Annotated in this window: 25 protein-coding genes; 8 read left to right on the top strand and 17 right to left on the bottom strand. The window is 63.6% G+C overall.

The annotated features are described in order from the left end of the window. Positions 1 to 4: 4 nt before the first annotated feature. From CV_RS03660 to CV_RS03670, 3 genes are all read right to left on the bottom strand, one after another. Positions 5 to 1,129, bottom strand: coding sequence for a DegT/DnrJ/EryC1/StrS family aminotransferase (locus CV_RS03660; protein ID WP_011134305.1), 1,125 nt, complete (start codon positions 1,127 to 1,129; stop codon positions 5 to 7). Positions 1,130 to 1,261: 132 nt separating this feature from the next. Beyond that, complete coding sequence (locus CV_RS03665) at positions 1,262 to 1,633, bottom strand: SMR family transporter (RefSeq protein WP_011134306.1); 372 nt, start codon at positions 1,631 to 1,633, stop codon at positions 1,262 to 1,264. 50 nt (positions 1,634 to 1,683) lie between these two features. Beyond that, complete coding sequence (locus tag CV_RS03670) at positions 1,684 to 3,390, bottom strand: glycosyltransferase family 39 protein (RefSeq protein WP_147296167.1); 1,707 nt, start codon at positions 3,388 to 3,390, stop codon at positions 1,684 to 1,686. Positions 3,391 to 3,679: 289 nt separating this feature from the next. Between CV_RS03670 and CV_RS03675 the strand changes: the two genes are divergently transcribed. The 4 genes from CV_RS03675 (at position 3,680) to CV_RS03690 (ending at position 6,468) form a co-directional block, all read left to right on the top strand. Continuing rightward, positions 3,680 to 3,910, top strand: a complete 231-nt coding sequence (locus CV_RS03675; RefSeq protein WP_011134308.1) for a hypothetical protein — start codon at positions 3,680 to 3,682, stop codon at positions 3,908 to 3,910. A 148-nt stretch (positions 3,911 to 4,058) separates the two neighbouring features. Continuing rightward, a complete protein-coding gene (locus tag CV_RS03680) occupies positions 4,059 to 5,054 on the top strand; it encodes a hypothetical protein (protein ID WP_043595424.1) in 996 nt (331 codons plus the stop codon). A gap of 26 nt (positions 5,055 to 5,080) precedes the next feature. Beyond that, on the top strand, positions 5,081 to 5,932 hold the full coding sequence (locus CV_RS03685; RefSeq protein ID WP_011134310.1) for a hypothetical protein: 852 nt from the start codon (positions 5,081 to 5,083) through the stop codon (positions 5,930 to 5,932). A gap of 200 nt (positions 5,933 to 6,132) precedes the next feature. Next, complete coding sequence (locus tag CV_RS03690) at positions 6,133 to 6,468, top strand: hypothetical protein (protein ID WP_011134311.1); 336 nt, start codon at positions 6,133 to 6,135, stop codon at positions 6,466 to 6,468. On the opposite strand, the gene hemF is transcribed toward CV_RS03690, so the two are convergent. The 5 genes from hemF to CV_RS03715 form a co-directional block, all read right to left on the bottom strand. Beyond that, entirely contained in the window at positions 6,469 to 7,377 is a 909-nt protein-coding gene (gene hemF / locus CV_RS03695; RefSeq protein WP_011134312.1) for an oxygen-dependent coproporphyrinogen oxidase, read from the bottom strand. 113 nt (positions 7,378 to 7,490) lie between these two features. Then, complete coding sequence (locus tag CV_RS03700; protein ID WP_011134313.1) at positions 7,491 to 8,141, bottom strand: outer membrane protein; 651 nt, start codon at positions 8,139 to 8,141, stop codon at positions 7,491 to 7,493. A 218-nt stretch (positions 8,142 to 8,359) separates the two neighbouring features. Further along, positions 8,360 to 9,178, bottom strand: coding sequence for an alpha/beta hydrolase (locus CV_RS03705; protein ID WP_011134314.1), 819 nt, complete (start codon positions 9,176 to 9,178; stop codon positions 8,360 to 8,362). 95 nt (positions 9,179 to 9,273) lie between these two features. Then, a complete protein-coding gene (locus CV_RS03710; RefSeq protein WP_011134315.1) occupies positions 9,274 to 10,626 on the bottom strand; it encodes an ATP-binding protein in 1,353 nt (450 codons plus the stop codon). 3 nt (positions 10,627 to 10,629) lie between these two features. Beyond that, positions 10,630 to 11,343: a winged helix-turn-helix domain-containing protein gene (locus CV_RS03715; RefSeq protein WP_011134316.1), complete on the bottom strand. Its 714-nt coding sequence runs from the start codon at positions 11,341 to 11,343 to the stop codon at positions 10,630 to 10,632. A gap of 177 nt (positions 11,344 to 11,520) precedes the next feature. On the opposite strand from CV_RS03715, the gene CV_RS03720 reads away from it, so the two are divergent. Together CV_RS03720 and CV_RS03725 are read left to right on the top strand one after the other, a co-directional pair. Further along, positions 11,521 to 13,587 (top strand): carbon starvation CstA family protein, encoded by a 2,067-nt coding sequence (locus tag CV_RS03720; protein WP_011134317.1) that lies wholly within the window; start codon positions 11,521 to 11,523, stop codon positions 13,585 to 13,587. Then, entirely contained in the window at positions 13,580 to 13,768 is a 189-nt protein-coding gene (locus CV_RS03725) for a YbdD/YjiX family protein (RefSeq protein ID WP_043595429.1), read from the top strand. The genes CV_RS03720 and CV_RS03725 overlap by 8 nt, the downstream gene beginning before the upstream one ends. Before the next feature lie 79 nt (positions 13,769 to 13,847). Here the strand turns inward: CV_RS03725 and CV_RS03730 are convergent, their stop codons facing one another. Next, positions 13,848 to 14,873, bottom strand: coding sequence for a YeiH family protein (locus CV_RS03730; protein ID WP_011134318.1), 1,026 nt, complete (start codon positions 14,871 to 14,873; stop codon positions 13,848 to 13,850). A gap of 104 nt (positions 14,874 to 14,977) precedes the next feature. Between CV_RS03730 and CV_RS03735 the strand changes: the two genes are divergently transcribed. Next, on the top strand, positions 14,978 to 15,859 hold the full coding sequence (locus tag CV_RS03735) for a LysR family transcriptional regulator (RefSeq protein ID WP_011134319.1): 882 nt from the start codon (positions 14,978 to 14,980) through the stop codon (positions 15,857 to 15,859). Positions 15,860 to 15,915: 56 nt separating this feature from the next. On the opposite strand, the gene CV_RS03740 is transcribed toward CV_RS03735, so the two are convergent. From CV_RS03740 to arsC, 6 genes are all read right to left on the bottom strand, one after another. Then, positions 15,916 to 16,356 (bottom strand): hypothetical protein, encoded by a 441-nt coding sequence (locus CV_RS03740; RefSeq protein WP_043595432.1) that lies wholly within the window; start codon positions 16,354 to 16,356, stop codon positions 15,916 to 15,918. Between the two features lie 328 nt (positions 16,357 to 16,684). Then, positions 16,685 to 18,217, bottom strand: a complete 1,533-nt coding sequence (locus tag CV_RS03745; protein WP_043595434.1) for a DHA2 family efflux MFS transporter permease subunit — start codon at positions 18,215 to 18,217, stop codon at positions 16,685 to 16,687. Between the two features lie 12 nt (positions 18,218 to 18,229). Then, on the bottom strand, positions 18,230 to 19,378 hold the full coding sequence (locus tag CV_RS03750) for an EmrA/EmrK family multidrug efflux transporter periplasmic adaptor subunit (RefSeq protein ID WP_011134322.1): 1,149 nt from the start codon (positions 19,376 to 19,378) through the stop codon (positions 18,230 to 18,232). Positions 19,379 to 19,390: 12 nt separating this feature from the next. Next, positions 19,391 to 20,806, bottom strand: coding sequence for an efflux transporter outer membrane subunit (locus CV_RS03755; protein WP_043597315.1), 1,416 nt, complete (start codon positions 20,804 to 20,806; stop codon positions 19,391 to 19,393). Between the two features lie 93 nt (positions 20,807 to 20,899). Continuing rightward, a complete protein-coding gene (locus CV_RS03760; RefSeq protein WP_011134324.1) occupies positions 20,900 to 21,400 on the bottom strand; it encodes a MarR family transcriptional regulator in 501 nt (166 codons plus the stop codon). Between the two features lie 189 nt (positions 21,401 to 21,589). After that, a complete protein-coding gene (gene arsC, locus CV_RS03765; RefSeq protein WP_011134325.1) occupies positions 21,590 to 21,940 on the bottom strand; it encodes an arsenate reductase (glutaredoxin) in 351 nt (116 codons plus the stop codon). 184 nt (positions 21,941 to 22,124) lie between these two features. Here arsC and CV_RS03770 point away from each other — a divergent pair, with 184 nt between their 5' ends. Beyond that, positions 22,125 to 23,345 (top strand): multidrug effflux MFS transporter, encoded by a 1,221-nt coding sequence (locus CV_RS03770; RefSeq protein WP_011134326.1) that lies wholly within the window; start codon positions 22,125 to 22,127, stop codon positions 23,343 to 23,345. 18 nt (positions 23,346 to 23,363) lie between these two features. Here CV_RS03770 and CV_RS03775 read toward each other — a convergent pair whose 3' ends face one another. Then, positions 23,364 to 24,569: a GumC family protein gene (locus CV_RS03775; RefSeq protein WP_011134327.1), complete on the bottom strand. Its 1,206-nt coding sequence runs from the start codon at positions 24,567 to 24,569 to the stop codon at positions 23,364 to 23,366. Continuing rightward, on the bottom strand, positions 24,566 to 26,458 hold the full coding sequence (locus tag CV_RS22685; protein WP_011134328.1) for an SLBB domain-containing protein: 1,893 nt from the start codon (positions 26,456 to 26,458) through the stop codon (positions 24,566 to 24,568). Before CV_RS22685 ends, CV_RS03775 begins: the two co-directional genes overlap by 4 nt. Between the last annotated feature and the right edge of the window lie 17 nt (positions 26,459 to 26,475).

Genomic DNA, 26,475 nt, shown 5'->3' on the forward strand with positions numbered 1-26,475 from the left:
TATCTCAGTGTAAAACGGCGCGCAGGACGGCGCTGAAGGTTTGGCAGACGCGGAGCACGTCCTCGTCGCGCATGCCGGGGAACAGCGGCAGGGTGACGGTGCGCGCGCCGATGTCCTCGGCCACCGGGAAGCGGCCTTCGGCGTAGCCTTTGTCGCGGAACAGCGTGAACAGGTGCATGGCCGGATAGTGGATGCCGACGCCGATGTTCTCCGCCTTCATCCGGGCGATGAATTCGCCGCGGGTGACGCGCATGCGGTCCAGCGGCAGCAGCGGCTGGAACATGTGCCAGTTGCCGTGCTGGAAGTCGGCCGGCGGCAGTTCGCAGCCGAGCGCGCGCTCGAAATGCTGGAAGTACAGCCGGGCCAGCTCGCGGCGGCGGGCGTTGAAGCCGTCCAGCCGCTTCAACTGGCCCAGGCCGATGGCGGCGGCGATGTCGGTGAGGTTGGCCTTGCCGCCCAGCACGTCTACATCCATGGTGCCGTCCGGGAAGCGGGTGACGCCTTGCAGGCGCAGTTTCTCGAACAGCCTGGCCTCTTCCGCGTCGTTCAGCACCAGGCAGCCGCCTTCGCCGCTGGTCATGTTCTTGTTGGCGTGGAAGCTGAACGACACCAGGTCGCCGAAGCTGCCGATGGACTGGCCGTTCCAACTGGCGCCCATGGATTGGGCGGCATCCTCGACCACGCGCAGCCGGTGGCGGCCCGCGATGTCGTACAGTCGGTCGCGGTCCACCGGCAGGCCGGCCAGGTCCACCGGAATGATGGCGCGGGTGCGCGGCGTGATCGCGGCTTCGATCTTGTCCAGGTCGATGTTGCGGGTGGCCGGATCGGCGTCGACGAACACCGGCGTCGCGCCCACCTTCATGATGACGTTGGCGGTGGCGATCCAGCTCAGCGGGCAGGTGATCACTTCGTCGCCGGGACCGACGCCGGCGATCTGCAGCGCCATCTCCAGCGCGGCGGTGGCGGAGGAGACCAAGCGGACCGGGCGGCCGCCGCAGAAGGCGGACAATTCGGCCTCCAGCTGCTGGCAGCGCGGGCCGGTGGTGATCCAGCCGGAGCGCAGCACTTCGCCGACGGCGGCGATGGTGTCCTCGTCGATGGACGGACGGGTAAACGGCAGAAAATCCATATTCAAACCCTGAGAATTAGCCACGGACGCAAACGGAAAAACACGGAAGGCCGTGTGGCCAAATCGTGGCTGTGTGGGGCCGTGAATCTTTCCGTGTCATTCCGTGTGCTTCCGTGGCTAATGAATCGTTTTTCAGCTGCGAGCGACCAGCACCACGCCGACGATGATGACGGCGATGCCTATCAGTTTCTGCGTGGCCAGCGCCTCGCCGAACATCCAGTAGGCGAGCAGCGCGTTGACCACGTAGCCGATGGACAGCATCGGATAGGCGACGCTGACCTCGACGCGCGACAGCGCCATGATCCACACCACCACGCTGACCGCGTAGCAGGACAAGCCGCCGACGATGGGCAGATTGGTGGCCAGCGACCAGCCGATGGGCAGCGCGTTGGCCATCGAAAAATCGAAGTGGCCGATCTGGCGCACGCCGGCCTTCAAACACAGCTGCGCCGCGGCGTTGAGCAGCACGCCGAACAGTATCAATCCGAATTCAATCAGCTTCATGCATTCTTATCCAAGTATCTTCTCGATCCAGCCTTCAGAAGAAGCTGAAGCTAGGGCTTCGCCACCACCATGCGCCGCGGGTCCTGATAGATTACTTTCATCGACAGCCCTTGCCGCCGCAACAGCGAATAGGTGTCGTCGCTCATCATCGCCACCGCCTTGGGCGCGGCGCGCCAGCGTTCGGCGAACTGCTCGATGCGCGGCATCCAGCGCTGCGGCTCCTGTCCCTCGCCGAACTCGAACTCGTCGACGAAGTCCACCAGCGTCACCGGCCGGCCGACATAGTAGGGGAAGGTCTGATCGTAGTAGCGGACCGAGTAGATTTCGCTGTCCGGCGCCAGATAGGGCTGGATCTGCCTGACGATTTCCTTGCTGCCCTTGAGCCGGCCGTAGCTGTCGTGGCCGCTGGCGGCCAGCGTCACTGCGGCCAGGCTGCCGAAGGCCAGCGCCGCCAGCGCCGCCAGCATCTTCCCCCTTCCCAGCGCGCGCCAGGCGAAGAGCGCCGCGATCAGGAATGCGGCCGCGCCGGCGGCGATGAAGCGGGCGAAGGGCAGAATCACCTCCGGCGGCGAATCGGCATTGGCGAAGCGGCCGGCGAACGGCCAGGCGGCGAGCAGCGCCAGCCAGAGCAGCGCGGGCAGGACGATATGTTTTTTCAGCTCGCCCGGCGCCATCCGCGGCAGGCTGTGCGCCAGCATCAGCGCCAGCGCCGGGAACATCGGCAGGATGTAGGACGGCAGCTTGGAGCTGGACTTGCTGAAGAAGGCGAAGATGAACACGCACCAGATCAGCAGCAGGCGGCCGATGCGCAGGCTGGACGCGCGGTCGGCCCAGGCGTCGCGGACGATCCGCGGCAGCAGCGTGGTCCACGGCAGCAGGCCCAGGATCAGGTAGGGGACGAAATACCACGGCGCGCCGGTCCGCTTGTGCTCGGTGGTGAGGAAGCGTTCGAAATGCTCGCGGATGAAGAAGAAGCGGGCGAAGTCAGGGTTGCGTTCGGACACCAGGACGAACCACGGCGCGGTCAGCGCGAGAAACAGCGCGAGGCCGCTGATCCAGTGCATCCGTTTCCAGAACGACCATTGCCAGTTGACCAGGCTGTACAGCACCAGCGTGGCGCCGGGGATCAACAGGCCGATCAGGCCCTTGCTGAGCGTGGCGCCGGCCATCGCCGCCCAGGTCAGCCACATCGCCCAGCGGGTTTCCTCGCGGCTGGCTTCCGCGCGCTGCGCCAGCAGGAAGCCGCACAGCGCCGCAGTGAGGAAGAAGCTGACGCCCATGTCCAGCGACAGGAAGTGGCTGTTGGCGACGATCCAGGCCATGCCGCCGGCGGCCAGCGCGGCGTGGCGGCCGGCTTCGGTGCCCCACAGCCGGCGCGCCGTCAGCGACACCGCGGCCACGCTGAGGAAGCCGGTCAGCCCCGGCCAGAAGCGGGCGGCGAACTCGTTGACGCCGAAGGCGGCGAAGCTGAGCGCGCCCATCCAGTACTGCAGGATGGGTTTCTCGAAATACAGCAGGCCGTTGAGGCGGGGCGTGACCCAGTCGCCGCTGTGCAGCATGAACAATGAAATCGTCGCATAGCGGCCCTCGTCGGCGTGGATCAGGCCGCGGTAGCCCAGGCTGCCGAACCATATCAGCGCGAACAGCAGCCACAGGGCGGGTTCGATCTTGCGGGCAATCGGGCCGGAATGAATAGCGGAGGTCTGGCTCATCTTGAACGAGGGAGTGGCGTCGGCTTGCGGTGGTGTCCAATCCAATAGGATACCTCATCCCCCATGCTTTGTAAGTGTGCGCTGTGTGACCGCGCCGGGGCTTCGCCTGTTCCGTTCGGCGGCGGATCGCTGTACGGCCGTCATCCTTGCCGCCGGCAGCCGTGCTGTCCTGCCCGGGGTGATCGGTTCGAGGGTGGGGCGAAAGCTGTCTGCGGTGCGTTTGTCCTTGGCGATAAAAACGCTTTGACTTAGTCAAATGTCATAAATTAGTATTTTCATGCGCTTCATAGTCATGGAGCGGAATGTGAACAATTCGAACAACTAGGAGAAATGAATGAAAAAGGCACTGATTCCCGCCCTGCTGGCTGCCGCATCCGTCATGAGCGCGGCCCCGGCGCAAGCCGCCGAGAAGACCACGGTGGTCAAGTCGGTGGCGCAAGCCGTTCATCACGGCGCCCAGGAGAGCCGGCAACAGCAGCAGCAACAGCAGCAACAGCAGGCGCTGATTGGCGAAGATGGCGGCGTGCTGCTGCAATCCGTCAGCAGCGGCGGCTTTGACGCCTAAGGCTGAGAAACAGCAGGGAGTGGGCCGCCATCACGTGGCCCATTTGTTTTCTTAGAGCCTGTCCACGATCTTTTTCCGGCCAAGGCCGCGCGGCCTGGGTGCCGGAAGAAAAATCGTGAACAGGCTCTTGGGCTGGAGAGGTTGGAACTTGAGCGCTACGCAGCTGTTTTACCTGTTGAAGTGGGAGGCGGGCACGCCGCCTATGGTCGACGACGTGCTGGTCGCGCATCTCCACAAGATGCGCTCATGGGCGAGGGAGCTTTTCTGGTTCGCGTCGTGCAACGGCCTGGATCATGCCTGGCAGGCTCGCGATGTCGAACCCGGCGAGCGGGCGTTGTTGAACCCCTGGGTATTCCATCAGCTCAAGGAGGCGGTTTCGGGCCTGAACGAGCGCGGTTGCCGGGCGGCGATCCAGGCCATCGCCGAGGCGGAAGGGCGGGATGGCGCGCAGCGGATGCTGGGCGAGTCGATCGAGGTGGATTTCGATAGCGATCTCTGCCGCAGAATGGAAACGGGCAGCAGCACAATGTCCTTGCCGGCTGAGGCGTTCAGCGGCGAGGAACGCGAGCGGGTCATGGACAAGCTGCAAACGGCGCTCGCCATGATCGACGCCGCGGCGCCGCTGGCCGGCCGCCTGATTCGCAATGCGACGCGAACGATCATTTGCCGCAAGCACTCCCTGGATATCCTGGCGGCGGAAACTGATCCCAACGACATCGGCGAGCTGCGGATCCTGAATCCGCAACTAGACCGCTATACGGTGGTGGACCTGGTCGATACCCTGATTCACGAGTCGCTGCACAACTTTTTCGCGATGTATGAGCTGCAGCACGGGTCTTTCGTCGCTTATCAGCAGTCTGCTCGGCTGAGGCCGGTTTCGCCCTGGTCGGGCAATCCCATTCCCTATAACGCGTTCACGCATGCCATCCTGATTTACTTCGCGTTGTTCCATTTTTATCTCAAGTTGTATCCGTCCGGCGCCGAGTTTGACCGGAGCCGGGTGGAAAGCCTGCTGGCGAAATGCGCGCGCGGATTTCGCCTGGAGAATCTGGACGCCTGCCTGCGGGAGTGCGGCGCATCCCCCTCCTGGCTGTTTGATCTGTACCGGGTGATGTCTGACGATGTCCGCGCCGCGTATGCCTGAATGAAATCTTGGAAAGAGGAAGTGGTATGAAAAGAATGGCGGTTCTTTTCTCGCGGCATGCGCAGGACGAGGTGGTCCAATCCTTGTCGCGGATGGCGGGCGCGCGGGAGCTGGAAACGCTGGCTGCGGAGGACATGCTGGCAGGCGTGTCGTGCGAGGTCGACAATCGGGGATTGTCTTTCCTGCGCGGCGCGAGGCCAGGGGCCGTCGTTCCGGACGGCGTTTTCCTGATCAACCGGCTTTTCATGAATCAGAAGCTGTTCGAACAGGCGGCTGGCGACGCGGTGGCGGCGCAGACCGAGATCGAGGCCTATTTCCGGCAGGCGCTGTCTTTGACGGCGGCGTGCTCCTCCCGTCCCGGCATGTATGCGCTGTGCGGCGATTATTTGCCGCTGTTCCTGCAATGGAAGCGAGCGAGCGGCCTGTCGTTTCCTCTGGCCACGCCCCGTTACGACTATGCGTTTGGCCGGGCGTATCCCGAGGTCGGCGATTTTTCCTCCGTGGTGTACAAGTCCCCGTTCGATTTGCGCGGCTGGAAGCCGAATAGCCAGCCGGACGCCATGTGGCATACGTTTTCGGTCGAGCGCCCGAAGGGTGTTCCGGTCGCCTGCGCGGTGCTGGGCGATGGCGTCCTGTTCAATCCCGGCGGCGATGTGGCCATTCCCTCCTGGCTTGGCGAGGCGAGCGTGGCGATCGCGCGCCTGTTCGGCGGCTGTTTTGGGGAAATCCTCTATTTCATCAACGGGGAGAGCGCGTGCTTCGCCTCATTCAGCCATTTCATATCCAGTACCTGGGATGCGGCGCGCTTCGACGCTCTGCTGGGCGAGTATTGCGATAAACAGCGGGATGCGGCTTCGGGCGTCGGGGAGAGCGGGTGAAGTGCGTCCCGCGATGGCGCGCGCTGATGCTCATGTCGCTTTTATCCTGCGCCCCGCTCCTCGCTGTACGCGGGCGTGGGGCGGGGCTGAACGGCGTGGGCGGAGCGGAAAGCACGGTCCGCAGCAATGTGCTGTTCGCCAAATTCAACCTGGGCTTTGATCGCCTGGGTGTTTTTTAACCATGAGACTAGGAGAAATCGATGGCTGAAATCGGCAATACCCCGCCGTTGCCTCCGCCGGTGCCCGCTGAGCAGCGCGCCGCGAGCCAGGAATACCGTTACCAGGCGGAAGGCCGCCAGGTTCGCTTGTCGGTGCAGGGCAAACTGGACGCCACTGGCGCCGCGCCTCGTTTCGGGGCCGGCGCCTGGCTGGCGATGAGCGTTGAGGAGAACGGACGCCGCAGCGAGCTGCAATGGACAGAGCAGGGCTGCGTCATCACGATTTCCAGCACGCGCCGAGCGTGCTCGGCCGAGGAGAAGGACAGGACGCTGCGCTGGCTGCGGCAGATTCCCAAGCAGCCGGCCCCCCCGGCCTGATCACACCCAGTCGCGCGGCGGCAGAAAGTCGGTGTACAGCCTGGCTTCCGGGCTGCCCGGTTCCGGCTGGTAGCCGTATTCCCAGCGCACCAGCGGCGGCATCGACATCAGTATCGATTCGGTGCGGCCGCCTGACTGCAGGCCGAACAGCGTGCCACGGTCCCAGACCAGGTTGAATTCGACGTAGCGGCCGCGCCGGTACAGCTGGAACTGGCGCTCGCGGTCGCCCCAGGCTTGTTCCTTGCGCCGCGCGACGATGGGCAGATAGGCGTCCAGGTAGCCGTCGCCGACCGCGCGGGTGAAGGCGAAGCTCTTGTCGAAGCCCCATTCGTTGAGGTCGTCGAAGAACAGGCCGCCGATGCCGCGGGCCTCATTGCGGTGCTTCAGGTGGAAATATTCGTCGCACCATTTCTTGTAGCGGGGATAGACGTCGCCGCCGAACGGCGCGCACAGGTCGCGGGCCACCGTGTGCCAGTGCACGGCGTCCTCTTCCTGCGGGTAGAACGGCGTCAGGTCGAAACCGCCGCCGAACCACCATACCGGCGCCTCGCCGTCCTTTTCCGCGATGAAGAAACGCACGTTGGCGTGGCTGGTGGGCACGTGCGGATTGGACGGGTGGATCACCAGCGACACGCCCATCGCCTCGAAGCGGCGGCCGGCCAGCTCCGGCCGGTGGGCGCTGGCGGAGGGCGGCAGCGCGTCGCCGTGGACATGGGAGAAGTTGACGCCGGCCTGCTCGAACACCTCGCCGCCGGTCAGCACCCGGCTGCGCCCGCCGCCGCCGGCCTCGCGGCTCCAGGCGTCTTCGGCGAACTGCGCCTTGCCGTCAGCCTGCTCCAGCGCCGCGCAAATGCGGTCCTGCAGGTCCAGCAGAAAGGATTTGACGGCGTTGCTGTGCGGGTGGCTCATGGCGTTGTCCTGATGAAGAAACAGGCTGTGATTGTAACAGAGCGGGCCATGCCTGATGCCGGGCCGGCTGCATGCGAAACAGCCCGCTGGGCGGGCTGTCGGGGCGATGGGGCTTAGAAGCGGTAGCTGATGCCGGCCTTGACGATGTGCATGCCGTTCTGCATCACGCTGGCGCCGTTGGGCAGCGTCCAGTTCGGCAGCGATACATATTCGTATTCGCCGCGCAGCGACAGCTGCTTGTTGATCTTGTATGCGGCGCCGAGGCCGATGCCGGGGCGCAGGCGATTTTGTTTTTCGCTGCCGGAGCCTGCGGTTTCAAAGCCCAGCGCCGGGATGCTGGCGCTGGCGTTGGCCGACGCGTTGAAATACATCTGGTTCAGCGTGACTTTGCCGAACAGTTCCAGTTCGCTGGTGACGGGCAGGATGCCGACCGCGGCCAGGCGCAGAGCGGTGGCTTCCAGCGAAACGCCGACGTTGCCGTTGATGTCGTCGGTGCGCGCCGCCACCGAGGTTTTGGCCTTGCCGAAATCGGCATAAGAAGCTTCAAGGGCGAAATGGTCGTTGAAGCGGTAGCCGCCGCCCAGTTCCCAGCTGGCGCCGGCCGCGGAATGGCTGGCGCTGAGGCCTTCTACGCCTTGCGTGTCCAATTTCTTCGGTTTGGCGAAGTTGTAGCCCAGGTTGCCGAACAGGTAAGCGCCTTGTTCTGCGGCGTGGGCGGAGAGAGCTGCCAAGCTCAGCACGGAAGCGGCGATGATTTTTTTCATGACTTCATGACTGCATGGGTTGATGGATCAGGCGCTATTCTGAAAAAAGTCGGCCTACTTGTATGTACGTGTTGTTTGGGCGGCGTGAAGGTTTTGTGTAACGATGTGTAAAATGGTTCTTACATCAATTATTTTGGATGAGGCATTGATCCGACCATGCCCGGATGGCAAAACAGCCCGTCGTTGCGGGCTGTTTTGATTTGAGGGCGAGGAGGCCGTCAGGCGGCCGCGAAGGCGGTCCAGCCGCAGGCCTGTTCGACCAACTGGGGCTGGGGCGCGCTGTTGAAGAACTTCAAGCTGCGCTGCAGCACCTCGGCGCGCTCGTTGTCGACCATGACCATGTGGTAGCTGTTGGACAGCGGCATGAAGTCCACCGGGCCGCCCAGGTACTGCATCAGGTGGTGGGCGGAGCGCGGGCTGGTGATGTCGTCTTCGTCGGCGTGGACGATCAGCGTCGGACAGGTGATCTCGGCCAGGCGCGGCAGCAGCTGGCGGCGCAGGCGGTCCACTTCGCGGATGCACATCAGCGGGATGTAGGCGTAATGGAAGCGGTCGCCGCGCTCGAAGCGCTGTTGGATCGCCTTGCGGATGCGCGCGTTCTTGATGCCGAACGGGGAGACTTCCGGCACGCGCATTTTCTTGGCCAGCCGGGGGATGTGATACACCGCGTGGCGCAGCCAGGTCAGCTTGGGCAGGCTCCAGCCGTCGAGGAACACCGGCGGCGCGTACAGCGCCAGCTTGTCCTGATGCTTCTCGCGGCGTGCCACTTCCAGCGCCACCAGGCCGCCCAGGCAGACGCCTGCCAGGTGGACGACCTTGTGCTTGGCCTTCAGTGCGCGGTATTCGCTGCGAATGCTTTCCACCCAATCTTCCCAGCCTACGCCCAGCAGGTCTTCCGGCGAGCCGCCGTGACCGGGCAGCACCGGGGAGTGGGTAACGATGTCGGCGTCTTCCAGCGTGCGGCCCAGCGCGCCCAGATCATAAGCGGTACCGCCAAGGCCGTGTACCAGCAGCGCCGCCGGTCGTGTGGAAACCATTCTGCATATTCCTGATTTTCGATAATCGGAATTATCCGGAATCAAGCGCAAGCGGTCTGTGGGCTTCCTGTCGATGCTTTGTGACAATGAGTGACTTATTGCCCGCAAGGGGAAGGTTGCGCAATGATCATGCGGAAGCGGGCGCCGCCGAGCGTGCTGGCCCCGGCGCTGGCATGGCCGTGGTGGTGTTCGGCGATCAGGCGCACGAAGGACAGGCCCAGGCCGTGGCCGCCGGTGGCGCGGTCGCGGCTGCGGTCCAGCCGCAAAAAGGGTTCGAACACCTTGTCGCGGTCTTCCTCCGGGATGCCGCAGCCGTCGTCATCCACTTCGATGATCAACTGGGCGCCCTGATGGTAGACCGTCATCCTCACTTGCGATTGCGCATATTTGAACGCGTTCAGCAGCAGGTTGCGGGTGGCGATGTACATCAGCTTGCGGTCGAAGGCGCCGTCCTCGCGCGGGCATTCCAGCGTCAACGTCAGGTTGGGCGGCTTCAGCGGGGTGACCAGGTCGATCAGGTCGTCAAACCAGTCGAACAGATCCACCGTCTCCAAGTGCAGCGGCACCTCGCTGCGGCGCAGCTTGGCGAACTCCATGCTGGTGCTGATCAGCTCCTCCAGCTCCACCATGTCACGTTCCATGCCGTCGCGATAACGCTTCCACTCGATCGGATCCTCTTCCTCCTCCAGCATGGTCAGGCCGAAGCGCAGACGGGCGATGGGCGTGCGGATCTCGTGGGCGATGGCGTGCGACAACGCCTGGCGCGTTTCCAGCTGGCGCTCCAGCCGCGAGGCCATGCTGTTGAAGGCCAGCGGCAGCGGCGCGAACAGCCGGCTCCTGGCGGAGCGGGCGCGGGCGCTGAAGTCGCCCTCGGCGAACATCTCGGCGGTGCGGCGCACTTCCAGCAGGTCGGTCCACAGCGGTCGCAGCATGACATAAAGCAGGGTGCCCAGCGTGGCGCCGGACAGCAGCATCCAGATCAGCAGCACTTCGATGTCTTCGCTGATCCAGTTGCTGTCGCTGGATTGCATGTCCAGCGGGCCGAGCGCCAGCAGCCTGCCCCCGGAGGGCATCGGCGCGTAAAGCACCTGGCTGTCGGCGTCCAGGTAGGATTGGCCGCGGCGCAGCAGGGCTTGGGCCTGGCCGTCCAGCTCGGCCGGCGGCTGGTCGATCAGGCGGATCGGATAGCTGAAGCGGCTGGCGATGGAGGCCAGCTCGGCGTCCCAGCGCTGGGGCGGCTGCCCCCTCAGCTTGTCCTGGATCAGCGCCACGGTGCCGCGCATGAACTGGGTCTTGCCGGCCTGGTCGCTGTTTTCGTACAGCTTGGTCACCAGAAAGCCGAAACCGATGATGATCAACAGCTGGATCAGCATGGTGATCAGGAAGTAGCGGGCGAACAGCGTACCCAGCGACGGCCGCAGCCAGCCGCGCAGGTTCTTGGACGGCATCGGCTATTCCCAGTCGCTGCGCGAGAACAAATAGCCCTTGCCGCGCACGGTCTTGATCCGCGCCGGCGCATCGGGGTTGTCGCCCAGTTTGCGGCGCAGCCGCGAGATGCGCGCGTCGATCGAGCGGTCCAGGCCGTCGAAGCCGATGCCGCGCAGCTCGCTCATGATGTCGTCGCGGGACAGCACCTGGCCGGCGTGGGTGGCCAGCAGCCATAGCAGGTCGAACTCGGCGGTGGTCAGCTCGATCTGCTCGTCACCCAGCAGCGCCTCGCGGGTGGCCTGGCTGATACTGAACTGGCCGAAGGTGATACCGTCGTTCTCCACCGCGACGCCGCCGCCTTCCTGGCGGGCGCCGCCGCTGCGGCGCAGCAGCGCGCGGATGCGGGCTAGCAGCCGGCGCGGCTCCACCGGTTTGGCCAGGTAGTCGTCGGCGCCCAGCTCCAGGCCCAGGATCTCGTCCACGTCCTCGTCGCGCGCGGTCATCATCAGGATGCGGCCGCCGTAGTGCGGGCGCACGTCGCGGCAGACGTCGAAACCCTCCTTGCCCGGCAGCATCACGTCCAGCACCACCAGGTCCGGGCGGGTTTCCAGGATGAAGGCAGGCGCGGTGTCGCCGCGGCCGTGCAGGCTGACCTGGTAGCCATGCTTGGTCAGGTAGGCGGCGATCAGCTCGGCCAGCCTGGCGTCGTCTTCGACGATCAGAATGTGTTGTGCCATTGCGAGATATTCCGATTTCCCAGCAAAAATAGTAACACGGGCCGTTCGGGCTGGCAGGCTTGTATTTCGGCTGCTATGCCGACAGAATCAAAGCAGCGGTACCCCACCGGACCGCGGCGGACAGAATGGGCTGCCGCCGCAGGAGCCGGGAGAAATAGAGAGAACAGGGACATCCTTATGCAACAGATCAAACAGTGCGCGGTCTGGCTGCTGGTGGCGCTGGCGGGGGCGACGGCCTTCGCCATGGTGGCGCTCAACCGCGGCGAGACGATCAACGCGGTGTGGCTGGTGGTGGCCGCCTTGTCGGTGTACGCGATCGCCTACCGCTTCTATGGCCGTTTCATCGCCGACAAGGTGCTGGAGCTCGACCCGCGCCGGCTGACGCCGGCGGAAAAGTTCAACGACGGGCTCGATTATGTGCCCACCAACAAATGGGTGGTGTTCGGCCACCACTTCGCCGCCATCGCCGGCGCCGGTCCGCTGGTGGGGCCGGTCCTGGCCGCGCAGATGGGCTATCTGCCCGGCACGTTGTGGATTCTGGTCGGCGTGATGCTGGCCGGCGCGGTGCAGGACTTCCTGACCCTGTTCCTGTCGATGCGTCGCGACGGCAAGTCGCTGGGCGAGATGATACGCCAGGAGATGGGCGACGTGGCCGGCGTGATCGCGTCGATAGGCGTGCTGATGATCATGGTGATCCTGCTGGCGGTGCTGGCGCTGGTGGTGGTCAAGGCGCTGGCCGACAGCCCGTGGGGCACCTTCACCATCGCCTGCACGATACCGATCGCGCTGTTCATGGGCGTGTACACCCGCTTCATCCGTCCGGGCAAGATCGGCGAGGTGTCGGTGCTGGGCTTCATCCTCTTGATCCTGGCCATCGTCTATGGCGGCGACGTCGCCAAGAGCGCGACGCTGGCGCCGCTGTTCACGCTGAAGGGCACCACGCTGGCCTGGACGCTGATTGGCTACGGCTTCGTCGCCTCGGTGCTGCCGGTGTGGCTGCTGCTGGCGCCGCGCGACTACCTGTCCACCTTCCTCAAGATCGGCACCATCGTCGGCCTGGCCATCGGCATCCTGGTGGTGGCGCCGCCGCTGCACATGCCGTCGGTCACCAAGTTCATCGACGGCAGCGGCCCGGTGTTCGCCGGCAACCTGTTCCCCTTCCTGTTCATCACCATCGCCTGCGGCGCGGTGTCCGGCTTCCACTCGCTGGTGGCTTCCGGCACCACGCCCAAGCTGATCGAGAACGAATCCCACGCCCGCATGATCGGCTACGGCGCGATGCTGGTGGAAAGCTTCGTCGCCATCATGGCGCTGATCGCCGCCTGCGTGCTGGATCCGGGCGTCTATTTCGCGATGAACAGCCCGGCGGCGCTGATCGGCAAGACCGCGGCGGATGCCGCCCAGGTGATTTCGGGCTGGGGCTTCGTCATTACGCCGGACGCGCTGACCCAGCTGGCGGCCGACGTCGGCGAGCACACCGTGCTGTCGCGCGCCGGCGGCGCGCCGACGCTGGCGGTGGGCATGGCCCATATCCTGTCCGGTGTGATCGGCGGCAAGACGATGATGGCGTTCTGGTACCACTTCGCCATCCTGTTCGAGGCCTTGTTCATCCTCACCACGGTGGACGCCGGCACCCGCGTGCTGCGATTCATGATCCAGGACCTGCTGGGCCTAGTGGTCAAACCGATGGCCAACACCGAGTCGTGGGCGGCCAACTTCGTCGCCACCGGCCTCGCGGTCGGGGCCTGGGGCTATTTCCTGTACCAGGGCGTGGTGGATCCGCTGGGCGGCATCAACACGCTGTGGCCATTGTTCGGCATCGCCAACCAGATGCTGGCCGGCATCGCGCTGACCCTGGCCACCGTGGTGCTGGTGAAAATGCGGAAAACCCGCTACGTGTGGGTGACCGCGCTGCCCACCCTCTGGCTGCTGCTGGCCACGCTGACCGCCGGCTGGCAGAAGCTGTTCCATTCCAGCCCCAAGATCAGCTTCCTGACGCATGCCGACAAGTTCTCCGCGGCGGCGGCCAAGGGCGAGGTGCTGGCGCCGGCCAAGAACATGGCGCAAATGCAGCAGATCATCTTCAATGATTATGTGGACGCCACGCTGACTGCCCTGTTCATGGCGGTGGTGCTGGCGATGCTGGTGTTCGGCATCTACGTGATCCGCAAATCGCTGGCGGTGAAGTGGGCGACGGCGAAGGAAGTGCCGGCGATATACCGGCAGGAGGGCGCCAATGGCTGAGTTATGGAGGGCGGCGGTGGCCACCGCCCGGCTGATGGTGGGGCAGCGCGACTACGATATCTATGTCAGCCGACGCCGCCGTTTCGATCCCGCGGCCCAGGTGATGAGCCGCGAGGAGTTCTTCCGCTACTGCCAGGAGCAGCGCTACGGCGGCAAGAGCATGAAGAAGTGCCCATGTTGAGTCCTGGCGGCTCGGCATAGAAAAACGCCCGGTTTTGCCGGGTGTTTTTTCGTGGATCCTTCCTGGACGTGGAGAGGCGTCAATGCAGCAGGGTCGCAACGCCGGCGTTGATCAGCCCGCCGCCCACGATCAGCCAGCCGAACAGCGCGCTGGCCAGCAGCAGCGGCTTGGCGCCGGCCTGGCGGATGGCGGAGATGTGGGTAGTCAGGCCCAGCGCGCCCATCGCGGCGGCCAGGAGCAGGTTGTCCAGCGAGATGATTTGTTGCAGCAGCGCGCGCGGCAGCAGGTCGAAGGAGTTGAAGCCGGCCACGACGAGGAAGGCGACGGCGAACCAGGGGATGGCGATCGCCTGCTTCTTCTGATGGCCGCCGCTGTGCTTGTTGGCCAGCCAGGCGGACAGCGCGATCAGGAACGGTGCCAGCATCATCACGCGAATCATCTTGGTGATCACCGCGGTGTTCATCGCCGCGTCGCTGACCGACTTGCCGGCCGCCACCGCCTGCGCCACCTCGTGGATGGTGGAGCCGGCGAACAGGCCGTAGCTGAACTCCGAGATGCCCAGGTGGCGCACCCCCTGGTACATCAGCGGCCACAGGAACATCGCGGCGGTGCCGAACACCACCACGGTGGCCACCGCGACGGCGACCTTCTCGGCATGGGCTTTCAGCACCGGTTCGGTGGCCAGCACCGCCGCCGCGCCGCAGATCGAGCTGCCGGCGCCGATCAGGATCACGCTTTGTTCATCCAGGCCCAGTTTCTTGCGGCCGAGCCAGAAGGCCAGCAGGAAAGTGGAGGTCAGCACCAGCGCGTCGATCAGCACGCCGGAGAAGCCGACGGCGGCGATGTCCTGAAAGGTCAGCTTGAAGCCGAACAGGATGATGCCGGCGCGCAGCAGCTTCTGCTTGGAGAAGGTCACGCCGTGGTGGCTGGGCTCGGCGACGAAACGGTAGACGGTATTGCCGACGATCATGCCGCCGACGATGGCGAGGGTAAGAGCGGACAGGCCCAGGCTTTTCATCGCGGGCAGCTCCGCGGCCCAGATGGCGGCGCCGGCCAGGCCCAGCGACAGCGCCAGGCCGGGAATCAGGTTGCGATATTTGGTCATATGTTAATGCCTCTTTGGTATATGTCCAAGATACGCTACTGTCGATAAGTAAAAAAACGGATAAAATTAATGGATATCATTAATAAAACTGCTTAGGAGCCGGCATGAGCCTGCGCATCAGCTTGCGGGAGCTGGAGGTGTTCGTCGCGGTGGCGGAGCTGGGCACGGTGACGCGCGCCGCGGAGCGGGTGGCGCTGACGCAATCGGCGGCCAGCCAGGCGCTGGACAAGCTGGAGCAGGGCTTGGACGCCAAGCTGTTCGATCGCGTCGGCCGCCGCCTGTTGATCAACGAGCACGGCCGCCTGCTGCTGCCGCGCGCCCGCGCGCTGCTGGACGCGGCAGCCGACGTGCAGGATTTGTTCCAGGGCGGCGAGCTGGCGCTGCGCATTGGCGCCAGCACCACCATCGCCAATTACCTGCTGCCGCCGTTGCTGGCCGCTTTCCGCAAGGAGTGGCCGCAGGCGCGGCTGGAGCTGGAAGTGGCCAATACCCGCGACATCGTCGAGGCGGTGGCGGCGTTTCGTGTCGATTTCGGCCTGATCGAGGGGCCGTGCCACCATCCGGAACTGTTGGCCCATGGTTGGCGGCAGGACGAGCTGATCGTGTTCGCGGCGGCGGATCATCCGCTGGCCGGCCGCAAGGTGGGGCTGGACGAGCTGGCCGACGCGCCGTGGATATTGCGCGAGGCGGGTTCAGGCACCCGGGAAGAGGTGGAGCGGGTATTGCTGCCGCATTTGAACCGCCTGGCCATAGGCATGGAGCTGGGCCACTCGGAGGCGATCAAGCACGCGGTGGCGGCGGGGCTGGGCGTCAGCTGCCTGTCGCGGCACGTGGCGGCGGACCTGCTCGCCGCCGGAACCATCGTCGAAGTGGACGCCGACCTGCCGCGGCTGACCCGGACGCTGTATCGCATCCAGCATCGGGACAAGGCGATAGGCCGCGGCATGGCGGCCTTTTCCGAAAAGCTGCAACTGGGGTGGGGCTGACGATGCGCGGGGACGAAGCGGCCGTCCCGTCCCCGCGCGGCTATGGATTCAACGCCTCATCGGGCGGCGAAATGGTCCAGTTTCAGCGTGGCGAGACTGATATCCTGTCCGATCAAATGGGCGTCGATTTTCCCATTGGCGAGATCGGCGCCGATTTTCAATGTCAGCGCATAGAGGGTGGAATCCAACGGCGTCTTGACTGAGGATATCTTGGCCACGAAAGCGCGGCCCCTGTCTGCCATGGCAGGGTCGCGGAAGATGTCTTTTCCGCTTCTGGGGTTTTCCATTACGGCCTGGTCGAACAGCTTGTACCCGGAGGAAGCCGCCAGGTTGAGGGGCGTATTGCTTACGGCGCTGACGCCCAGCCCTAGCTGTTTCGATCTTGCTTCCGGCGTTTTCAGCGCGCTCGCGCCGGAGACGGACCGGAGTTTTTCATTTTCCAGGCAGGAAAAGTAAAGAAACGATTCTCTGGGGGAAATGCTGGATGAAGCTATCATCTGGGATGTTCTCCTGAAGTTTGCATGGCAGCGGCGCGGCCTGCCGTGCCGCATGGCGCGCATTCAGACAGGCCGGACATGTTCGGTTGCCAAGTGCCGGCCTGTGTCAGGCGCGGGCACCGGTTTGGCATGGCGATCGAGACGACTCTAACAGAGCGGCGACATCCGCTTTTGCAGATTTCATCCATCTCGATGGCTGCCGGGGAGGATGGGTTGTCGGCGTGGCGCGGGAGCGCCGGAAGGAAAGAGGCGAGAGCGGGGTGCGGTGTCAAAAAAAACAGGCCCCGCTGTTCAGCAGGGCCCGTTTGTGCCGAGGCTTGGATCTTGCTCAGTGCGCGCCGCTGTCGCCGCCGGAAGCGGTGAACGGCGGCTTGGCGAACCATACCAGGCCGATCAGCAGCACGAACAGGATGCCGGAAACCCAGAAGATCTCGTTGGCGGCCATGATGTAGCCCTGCTTGGTGATTTGCAGCTGGGTCAGCGCGTGCTGCTGGCTGGGGCCCAGGCCCAGCTTGCCCATGGTGTCGAACCACGACACCGAGGCCGGATCGTACTGGGTCACATGCTCGGTCAGCTTGGAGTGGTGCTGCGCCTCGCGGCGGTCCCACATCGTGGTGGTGATCGAGGTGCCGATGCTGCCGGCCAGGATGCGCAGGAAGTTCGACAGGCTGGACGCGCTGGCGATCCGCGACGGATGCAGGCCGGACAGCGTGATCGTGGTCAGCGGCATGAAGAAGCACGCCACGCCTATGCCCTGCACCACCTGCGGCCACACCACGTAGGAGAAGTCCATGTCGGTGTTGAAGGTGCTGCGCCAGAAGAAGCAGATGGCGTAGACGCTGAAGCTGACGGTGACGATCCAGCGCATGTCCCAGCGGTGGGCGTTCTTGCCGATGATCGGCGACAGCACCACCGGGATCAGGCCGATCGGCGCCGCGGCGAGGCCGGCCCAGGTGGCGGTGTAGCCCAGCTGGGTCTGCAGCATCAAGGGCAGCAGCACCACGGCGCCGAAGTACAGCATGAAACCCAGGCTGATGGCGACGGTGCCGACGGTGAAGTTGCGCTGGCTGAACAGCGACAGGTCGACGATGGGGTGTTCCTCGCCCAGCTCCCAGATCACTAGATAGGTCAGCGCCAGGAAGGCGATCACCGCCAGGGTGACGATCTCGGCGGAGTTGAACCAGTCCAGTTCCTTGCCGCGGTCCAGCACCATCTGCAGCGAGCCGACGCCGATCACCAGCAAGGCCAGGCCGAGCTTGTCGATGGGCAGGTCGAAGGTGTCGGTCTCGCGGCTCTTCAAGATGCGCCAGGAGATGAAGGCGGCCGCGAGGCCCACCGGCACGTTGATGAAGAAGATCCAGCCCCAGTGCCAGTTGTCGCTGATCACGCCGCCCAGGATGGGCCCGAACACCGGCGCGACGATCACCGTCATCGCCCATAGCGCCAGCGCCATGCTCTTTTTGGCGGCCGGATAGCAGGACAGCAGCAGGCTCTGCGACAGCGGGATCATCGGACCGGCCACCGCGCCTTGCAGCACGCGGAAGAAGATCAGCATTTCCAGGCTGCCCGACATGCCGCACAGCCAGGAGGTCAGCACGAACAGCAGCGTGGACGCGGTGAACAGCTTCACTTCGCCGAAGCGCTTGGCCAGCCAGCCGGTCAGCGGCACGGCGATGGCGTTGGCGACGCCGAACGAGGTGATCACCCAGGTGCCCTGGCTGGTGGCGGCGCCGAGGTTGCCCGAGATGGTGGGCAGCGCCACGTTGGCGATGGTGGTGTCCAGCACTTGCATGAACACCGACATCGACAACGCCAGCGTGATCCAAACCAGTTTCGAGCCGCTCAGTGGCGGATGGTTCATGGGTGGGCGTCCTTACTTGCCGGCGTTGGCGGCCAGGATTTCTGCGACCAGCTTGTCGGCCTGCTTCAGGTCGGGCAGGGTGCCGTTGTGTTCGCTGACCACGGTCGCCGGGGCGGCTTCGGCCAGCGATTTGCCGTCCTGGTCGCTGGTGTCCACCACCGCGTCGATCGACAGGCCGACGCGCAGCGGGTGCTCCTGCAGATCCTTGGGGTCGAGCGCGATGCGAACCGGCACGCGCTGCACCACCTTGATCCAGTTGCCGGTGGCGTTCTGCGCCGGCAGCAGCGAGAAGGCGCTGCCGGTGCCGGCAGACAGGCCCTGCACCTTGCCGTGGTAGACCACCTTGCCGCCGTACAGGTCGGACTTCAGCTCCACCGGCTGGCCGATGCGGATCTTGGCCAGTTGGCCTTCCTTGAAGTTGGCGTCCACCCACAGATGCTCCAGCGGCACCACGGCCATCAGCGGCGTGCCGGCGGCGACGCGCTGGCCGACCTGCACGTTGCGGCGGGCGACGGTGCCGTTGACCGGCGACTTGATTTCGGTGCGCTGCAGCGCGAGCCAGGCTTCCTTCAGGCGGCTGGCGGCGGCCTTCACCGCGGGCTGGTGCGCCAGCTCGTCCTTGCCCACCAGCGCCAGGCCGGCCTTGGCCTGTTCCTGCGCGGCGGCCAGCGCGGCCTGGGCGGCGGCGACGGCGTCGCTCGCGTGGCCCAGCTCCTCGGCGGACATCGCCTCGCTGCCGGCCAGCAGCTTGCGGCGCTTCAGGTCGGATTCGGCGCGGGACAGCTCGGCCTGGCGCAGCGCCACCTGGGCGTCCAGCTGCTGGCTGTTGGCCATCAGCTGGCGGGTCTGGCGCACGGTCTGGGCGAATTCGTTGCGGGCGCGCTCGAAGGCCAGCTGGGCGTCGCTGTTGTCATAGCTGACCAGCACCTGGCCGGCCTTCACCGCCACGGTGTCGTCGACCAGAATCTTGGCGACGGTGCCGCCCACTTCCGGGGTGACCTGAACCAGGTGGCCGCCGACATAGGCGTCGTCGGTGTCTTCCTGGTGGCTCAGCACCAGCGCCCAATAGGCGCCGTAGCCGATGGCGATGGCGGCGAACAGGGTGGTGGCCACCAGCAGGTTGCGTTTGCGAGTCTTCGCGGTTTCCAGTTTCTGATCCATTTTCGTGCGTCCTTAGCGGCTGGCGGCCTGGTTGTCGAAGCCGCCGCCCAATGCGGTGTTCAGGGAGGCCCAGGCCAGGCGGTTGGCGGCCTGGGCGTCGATGTTGGCGGATTGCTGGCTCAGCAGCGCGTCCTGGGAGTCGAGCAGCGACAGCTTGTTGACCAGGCCGGCGCGCAGGCGGGCGGCCATCGAGTCATTGGCCTTGCGGCTGCTCTGCAGCGCGCGCTCGGACTGTTGCAGCTGGCGCTGGCTGTTCTGCCAGCCGCTGACCGCGTCGGCGGCGTCGCGCAGCGCGTCCAGCACGGTCTGGTTGTATTGCTGCACCGCCATGTCGTAGCCGGCCTGTTGCTTGGACAGGTTGGACTGCAGCTGGCCGGAGTGGAAGATCGGCAGGCTGATGGCCGGCATGAAGCCCCACAACGACGATTCGCTCTTCCACAGCTGGTCCATTTTCAGCGAGCTCTGGCCGGCGAACACGGTCAGCTTGACGTTGGGGTAGAACTCGGCGCGCGCCTCCTTGACCGAGGCCGTCATCGATTCGACGCGGGCGCGCTGGGCGGCGATGTCCGGACGGCGGCCCAGCAGGTTGGCGTCCAGCTTGTCCAGCGCCGGTTGCGGCGCGGCGTCCAGTTTGCCGGGATTCAGGCTGTCCTGCTGCTGCGGGCCTTGTCCGGTCAGCGCGGCCAGCGCGTGGCGGCTGCGGGCGATGTCGTTGTCCAGCGCGCTTTGCTGCTGCTGCAGCCGCTCGATCGACACTTCGTTGCCGCGTTGGTTGTCGCCGGGCAGCAGACCGGCGTTGACGCGGGCCTGGGTCAGCTTCTGGCGGCTCTGGGCGATGGCCAGGCGCTGGGACAGCAGCCTGGACTGGGCCAGGCTGCGCTGCAGCTGGGTGTATTGGGCGACCACGGCCTGGGTCAGCAGCAGGCGGGTTTGCTGGCCTTCGTAGGCGACGGCCTGCTGCTGGCCGAGGGCGGCGCTGACGGCGGCGTGGTTCTTGCCCCAGAAATCGAATTCCCAACTGCCGACCAGCGCCGCGGTGTAGGCGTTGATGTAATCCTTGTCGTTGTGCGGGAGCGCCTTCAGCGGATCGGCGTGGATTTGCACGGCGTTGGCCATGGCGTCCAGCTGCGGGCCGTCCTTGCTTTCCACGATGCCGACCGCGGCGCGCGCCTGGCGCAGCCGCGCGGCGGCCAGCTTCAGCGACGGCGCGTCTTTCAGCGTGGCTTCGACCAGGCGGTCAAGCTCGGGATCGTTCAATTGGCGCCACCAGTCGGCGCGGACATTCTGTTGGCCGGCGACGGCCAGCTTGAGCTGGTCGGCTCCTACCATTTGGTCGGGGGCGGCGTCTGGGCCGAAGCTGGCGCAGCCGCTCAGCACGGCGCTGATCAGCAACACCCCGGCGGTTTGTGGCCAGGATTTCTTGTTCACCTTGTCGGTCTCCATCAATGATGCATGTCGGTCCGGACGTGATTAATCTGGTGATAATCACCCGGGTTATTATTCGAGTGAAAAAGCGCGGGCTCAGCCGCCGAGCTTGCTCAGGAGCTTGCGCATCAGCCGTTCCAGTTCGGCTTTCTCGTCGGCTTCGAAGTCGGCCCACAGCGAGCGGTGGATTTCGCGGGAGTAGGGCAGCAGGCCTTCCACCAGCTCCACGCCGGCAGGCGTCAACTCCAGCACGATCTTCCGCCGGTCCTCGGCGCTGGCCGAGCGCGCGGCCCAGCCGTTTTTCACCAACTCGTCCGCGATGCGGGTGGCATTGGTGCGCGAGGAGTCCAGCGTTTCGCTGATATCCGATGGATTCAGCATCTGGTTCGGACAGGCGTACAAGGCCAGCAGCGCCATCCACACCGTCTCGTTCAGGCCATGCTGCTTCAGGCACTCGCACAGATGGGAGGTCAGCCGCGGCACGATGTGGAAGATCAGGCGGGTCAGGATCACTTCCTGGCGGGGCACGCCGGGAAAGCGCGATTCGACGCGGTTGATCGCTTGCTCCAACTGGGAAAAGGACTTGTTTGGACTCATGCGGCCATTTTAGTAACGTGCGGTATTATTTTGCAAGTAATAATAACCTTGCTAATGAAATGCTGGCGAAAAGTGTGGCGAAATGACAATGGGTTAGATTGGCGGCCGGTAGACGGCGGCAGCCGAAGGGCCGGCGAGACGGGGGAAGGAGGGAGAGTGGCGGCGGGGGAGGCGCCGCCACGGGCAGGCTTATTTGCCCAGCAGATTCAGCACCCGCTCCGGCGGGCGGCCGATCACGGCGCGGCCATCCGCGATGGCGATGGGGCGTTCGATCAGGTTGGGATTGTCCACCATCGCGGCGATCAGATGCTTGCGTTCCAACGTGATGTCGTCCAGGTAGAGGTCGGCGTACTCCTCTTCCTTCTGGCGCATCAGCTCGCGCGGCTCCAGGCCCAGCAGGCCCAGCAGCTGGTCCAGTTCCTCATAGCTGGGAGGGTGCTTCAGATACTCGACGATTTCGATTTCGGCGCCGGCCTCTTCCAGCAGGCTGAGGGCGGCTCGGGATTTCGAGCACTTGGGATTGTGATAGAGACGGATCATGAGTCTTCTCCCTTGTCGTTGATCCGGGCCGCTGCGGCATTGCCGGCAGCATAACCCGCTGCTTGTGGGTTGGGAAGGGGGCGCATCGTGGCATGAAAGCGCCATCCTGGCTAGCTTGCCAGCTTGGTTTGGCAATCGCAGCGTCAACAGTTAACATTCGGACATTATCCGAGATTCTTCCGTCATGTCCCGCACCTCTCGCAATCATTTTGGCCTGGCCGCGCTGCTGGCGGCGTTGTCCACGCTGGGTCCGTTCTCGATCGACACCTTCCTGCCCGCGATGCGGGCCATCGGCGACACGCTGTCTGCGTCGCCGCTGGAAATGCAGCAGGCGCTGACGGTCTACCTGTTCTGCTACGCGTTGATGATGCTGTGGCACGGTTCGATTTCCGACGCGGTGGGCCGCCGGCCGGTGGTGCTGGCGACCACGCTGTTGTTCGGCCTGGCTTCGGTCGGCTGCGCGCTGTCCAATACCTTGGGCCAGCTATTGTTGTTCCGCGCGCTGCAGGGGCTGTGCGGCGGGGCCGGCCTGGTGGTGGGGCGGGCCATCATCCGCGACAGATTGGAAGGCGCCGCGGCGCAGCGGCTGATGTCGCAGGTGACCATGCTGTTCTCGCTGTCCCCGGCGGTCGCGCCGGTAGTCGGCGGCTGGCTGTTCGGCGCCTTCGGCTGGCATTCCATCTTCGCGTTCATGGCGCTGATCGGCTTCGCGCTGTTCGCGCTGTGCTGGTTCGGCCTGCCGGAAACCCATCCGAAGGCGGCGCGGCAGCCTTTGCATCCGCGCCCGCTGCTGGCCAGCTACTGGCGGGTGGGGCGCACCGTCAATTTCCAGTTGCTGACCGCGGCGGTGTCGTTCAATTTCGCCGGCTTTTTCCTGTATGTGCCGTCGGCGCCGGTATTCCTGATGCAGCATCTGCGCCTGGGTCCGACCGAATTCCTGTGGCTGTTCGGCCCGGCGGTGTCGGGCATCATGTTCGGCGCTTACCTGTCGGGGCGCATGGCCGGACATTTCTCGTCGCGGGAGGTGGTGTCGCGCGCTTATTGGCTGATGTTCGCCGCGGCGCTGGCTAATCTGGTGTACAACCTGTTGGCTCCCGAGCAGGCGCTGCCGTGGGCGGTGTTGCCGCTGGCGCTGTACACCACGGGCATGTCGCTGGCCGCGCCGTCGATCACGCTGAACCTGATGGACCAGTTTCCGGAGCTGCGCGGCACCGCGTCTTCGCTGCAGGGTTTTTGTCAGACCATGGTGTCCAGCCTGGTTGCCGGCGTGATCGCGCCGCTGGCCTGGGCCAGCCCCTTGAGGCTGGCCCTGGTGATGAATCTGCTGCTGCTGCTGGGATTTATCTGCCGGATGGGATATCGGTTTAGACAGCTTGGGAAGGACGAAAACAAACCGGCCGTTTGAGGACGACCGGTTTGTTTATCATTGGCTGCTCTTGAGAGCGAGCAACAGTTGGCGCCGCCGCTGCTGGGAGTGCTCACTCTGAAACAAATCGCGCAGCAAGGCGCTGAGTATGCCTATCATCAATCCCCCGAGCAAGCCAAGCATCACGATAAGGGATCGCTTTGGTTTGCTCTTGAGTTCAGGGGGGACCGCCGTATCCAGTACTTGAATCAGCGAGGAATCCTTGGCTTCGTCTATCTTCGCCAATTCGTACTGTTTGGACAGCAGTTCGAAAATGGTTTCCTGATATTTCAGTTCACGCAGCTTGCGCATGTATTCCAAGCCGCTCTGCGCAAACTTCCCGGTTGGAACCAATAGGTCGCCGTTGCCGCGTTGGCCGGTTTCCAGCTTGGCCAATTGCTCGTGCAGGCCGCTCAACTCCTGCTGTGCTTTGATGTAGGCAGGATTCTGAGCTGTCGCGAAGCTTTTCATCGCCTCCAGTTGGACTTCTTTGGCCGCGATGGTGGCGCGCAGCTGGGTGACGGAGGACACAATGGCCGGCAATTGACCCTCAGGCAGGATCAGGCCCGTCGCTTCCTGTGTCTTGCGCAAGTCTGTCTCTGCCGCCGCCAATTGCGCCTTGGTGTCTTTCAGCTGCTGTTCGAAGAACAGACGGCGCTTGGCGGCGTCAGTGACGGCTAGCGAGCGATTGAGCGCCTTCAGTTCATCAACGTAGGCATTCGCCAGTGTGGCGGCAAATTGAGGATCGGTATCGTCCACGGCAACGGCTATTAGGCCATCCTTTCCGCTGACGAAACTGGATTTCTGTTGCAGTGTTTTGCGAGCCCCTTCGACGGTTTCTTGCTCATAGCGTGATTGCAGCTTGAAACGGGCAATCAGCTTGTCGGCGACGGTGCGGCTCTGCAACATGCCGATGTATAGGTCGTTCGGATTTTTCAGACCCGAGATGCCGCCTGCCGCTCCGGCCAATCCACCCAATTGCCCAAGCAGGGCGCTCATGCCGCTGCTTTGCTGTTGCGGAGGCATGATGCTGGTTTGTGCGGTGAAAATCGGCTTGGCCAGCAAGGCATAGCAGAGGGTCACTGTCCCGCACAAGATAGTGCAAGCTATGATCCAGTTTCGCTGTCGAGCCAGCTTAACCAGAAGTGCCGTCAAATCGATCTCATCGTTTTGAGTTGGCTGGCTTGACTGTATCTGTATTTCTTTCATCTGATCCACGCTCATTTCAGTACTTTCAGACCCGCAGCGCCCAGACCGAATTGATAGAGAATGGTGGTCCATTCCTTGAGTGCTTGAGTCCAGCTACCAGTGTTCAATTCTTCTGGTACCACGATGGTGTCACCTGGGTTGATACGCATCCCACTTACACTGGAAAACCAGCCACTGTTATTGTTGCTGCCAACGGTGCCATCCGCACGCAGCACATAAACAGATGACTTATCCGCAGTCGGCGAGGTTCCGCCGGCAAGAGACAGGTAATCATTGACATTGCGTTGCGGGCGGTAAATGAAGGCATTGGCTTGATAAACTGCGCCTAAGACATTTACAGTACCGGGGCGTTGCGGAATATCAATCCTGTCGCCGTCTTTAAGCTCTAAATCAGGCAGGTCCTTGATTTCGGCTGAGCTGTCTTTCAACTCCAGCACTACGCGACCTTCAGCTTTGATGGATCGCATTTTGGCCGCTAGCTTACGCTGTGCTTCTAATTCTGAGTTCACTGCTGCAATGGTGTCTTTATCAGTCAGTTTGGCAAGACGAGCCGTGGCATTTTGTTCAAGATCCTTTTCGAAGCGTGAGGCGATCTCATCCAGCTTCTTTTGCTGCTGCTCGCGTATGCTTTCGCGAGCCAGCATGGTACCGAATACATAACCGTATTCGCTTACGCCGCCAAGTCGTATCAGCAACTGGCGCAGGGTCTCGTTTTTACGGAGTTGGAATGTGCCGGTGGCATTGGATTCGCCGCTGACAGTAACGAACTGCTCATCTTTCAACACGCTGACTGCTTGGGCATTCGGTACATTGAGTCGGAAGATATCGCCAGCCTTGAGGCGGATTTTGTTCAGCGGTTGCAAGTCATCCTGCACTTTTGCTTGCTTCAGGAAGCGGTTGCCGACATTTTTTTCAATCAACAGCTCCTTGCCTTCAGCGGCAGATTCGAGACCGCCGGCCCAATGCAAGAGATCGGCGCTGGTTTCGCCGGATTTGAATTCGTAGATAGCCGGATTCTTGACATCGCCGAACACGGCTACACGGGGGCCGGCTGTCGGGATCTGTATCACGTCACCGTCGCGAAGCGTTTGGTCTTCTGACTTATCGCCGTCTACTAGAATTGCGTACAGATCGACTGTTGCTACTTCCTTGCCGCCCCGCATCAGCTTGACTTTGCGCAAGCTGCCGCTATCGCTAGGCCCACCGGATTCCAGTAGGGCATTAAGCAGCGTGCTCATTGCATTTAAGGTGTAACTGCCGGGTTGGCGCGCATGGCCGACAACGTAAATTTGCACTGATCGGCTTTGCAGCAGGCTGACAGTCAGATCAAAGTTATTGAATACACGGCTGACGCTTTTTTTCAGTACGCCCTGCAGGTCGCGGTAGTGCACGCCGGCGACTGAAATATTGCCTACGCGCGGTAGATAGATTGCGCCATTACGATCGACGGTCAGGGTCAGGTCTATGTCAACCATCCCCCAGCCCTTGATCTGCAATTGGTCGCCACTGCCGATTATATAATCCGGGTTGATTTGTACGCTTTGTGGTGCATCGAATTTTGTCGCCGGATTCTGAAACAGACGGCTACCAAATATTGGTAGTGTCTGGCCTGTCGAGTTTTTGATAAATATGGTGAAGGGCGGGAGCTTGGGATTTCCTTCCTTGTCCAGCAAATAGCCATGCTCATCCAGAAGCGGAGTATTCTGAACTTTAGGCGATCCAGGGATAGGATTTTTTCCAGTGTTTATAGGTGTATTATTGATAGATGGGAGACCATTGACACTCTCTATGTCATAGTTGGGCGTGGCTGCATTTGGGTAGCTGTCTGCGGCATGAAGGCAGGCGCTGCCCAGTAGCAGGCACATAGCTAACAATGATTTTCCAGGCAATTTTAAAAAACGCATGCTTGATTACCTAATTT

The sequence above is a fragment of the Chromobacterium violaceum ATCC 12472 genome (genome assembly GCF_000007705.1).
GTDB lineage: Bacteria > Pseudomonadota > Gammaproteobacteria > Burkholderiales > Chromobacteriaceae > Chromobacterium > Chromobacterium violaceum.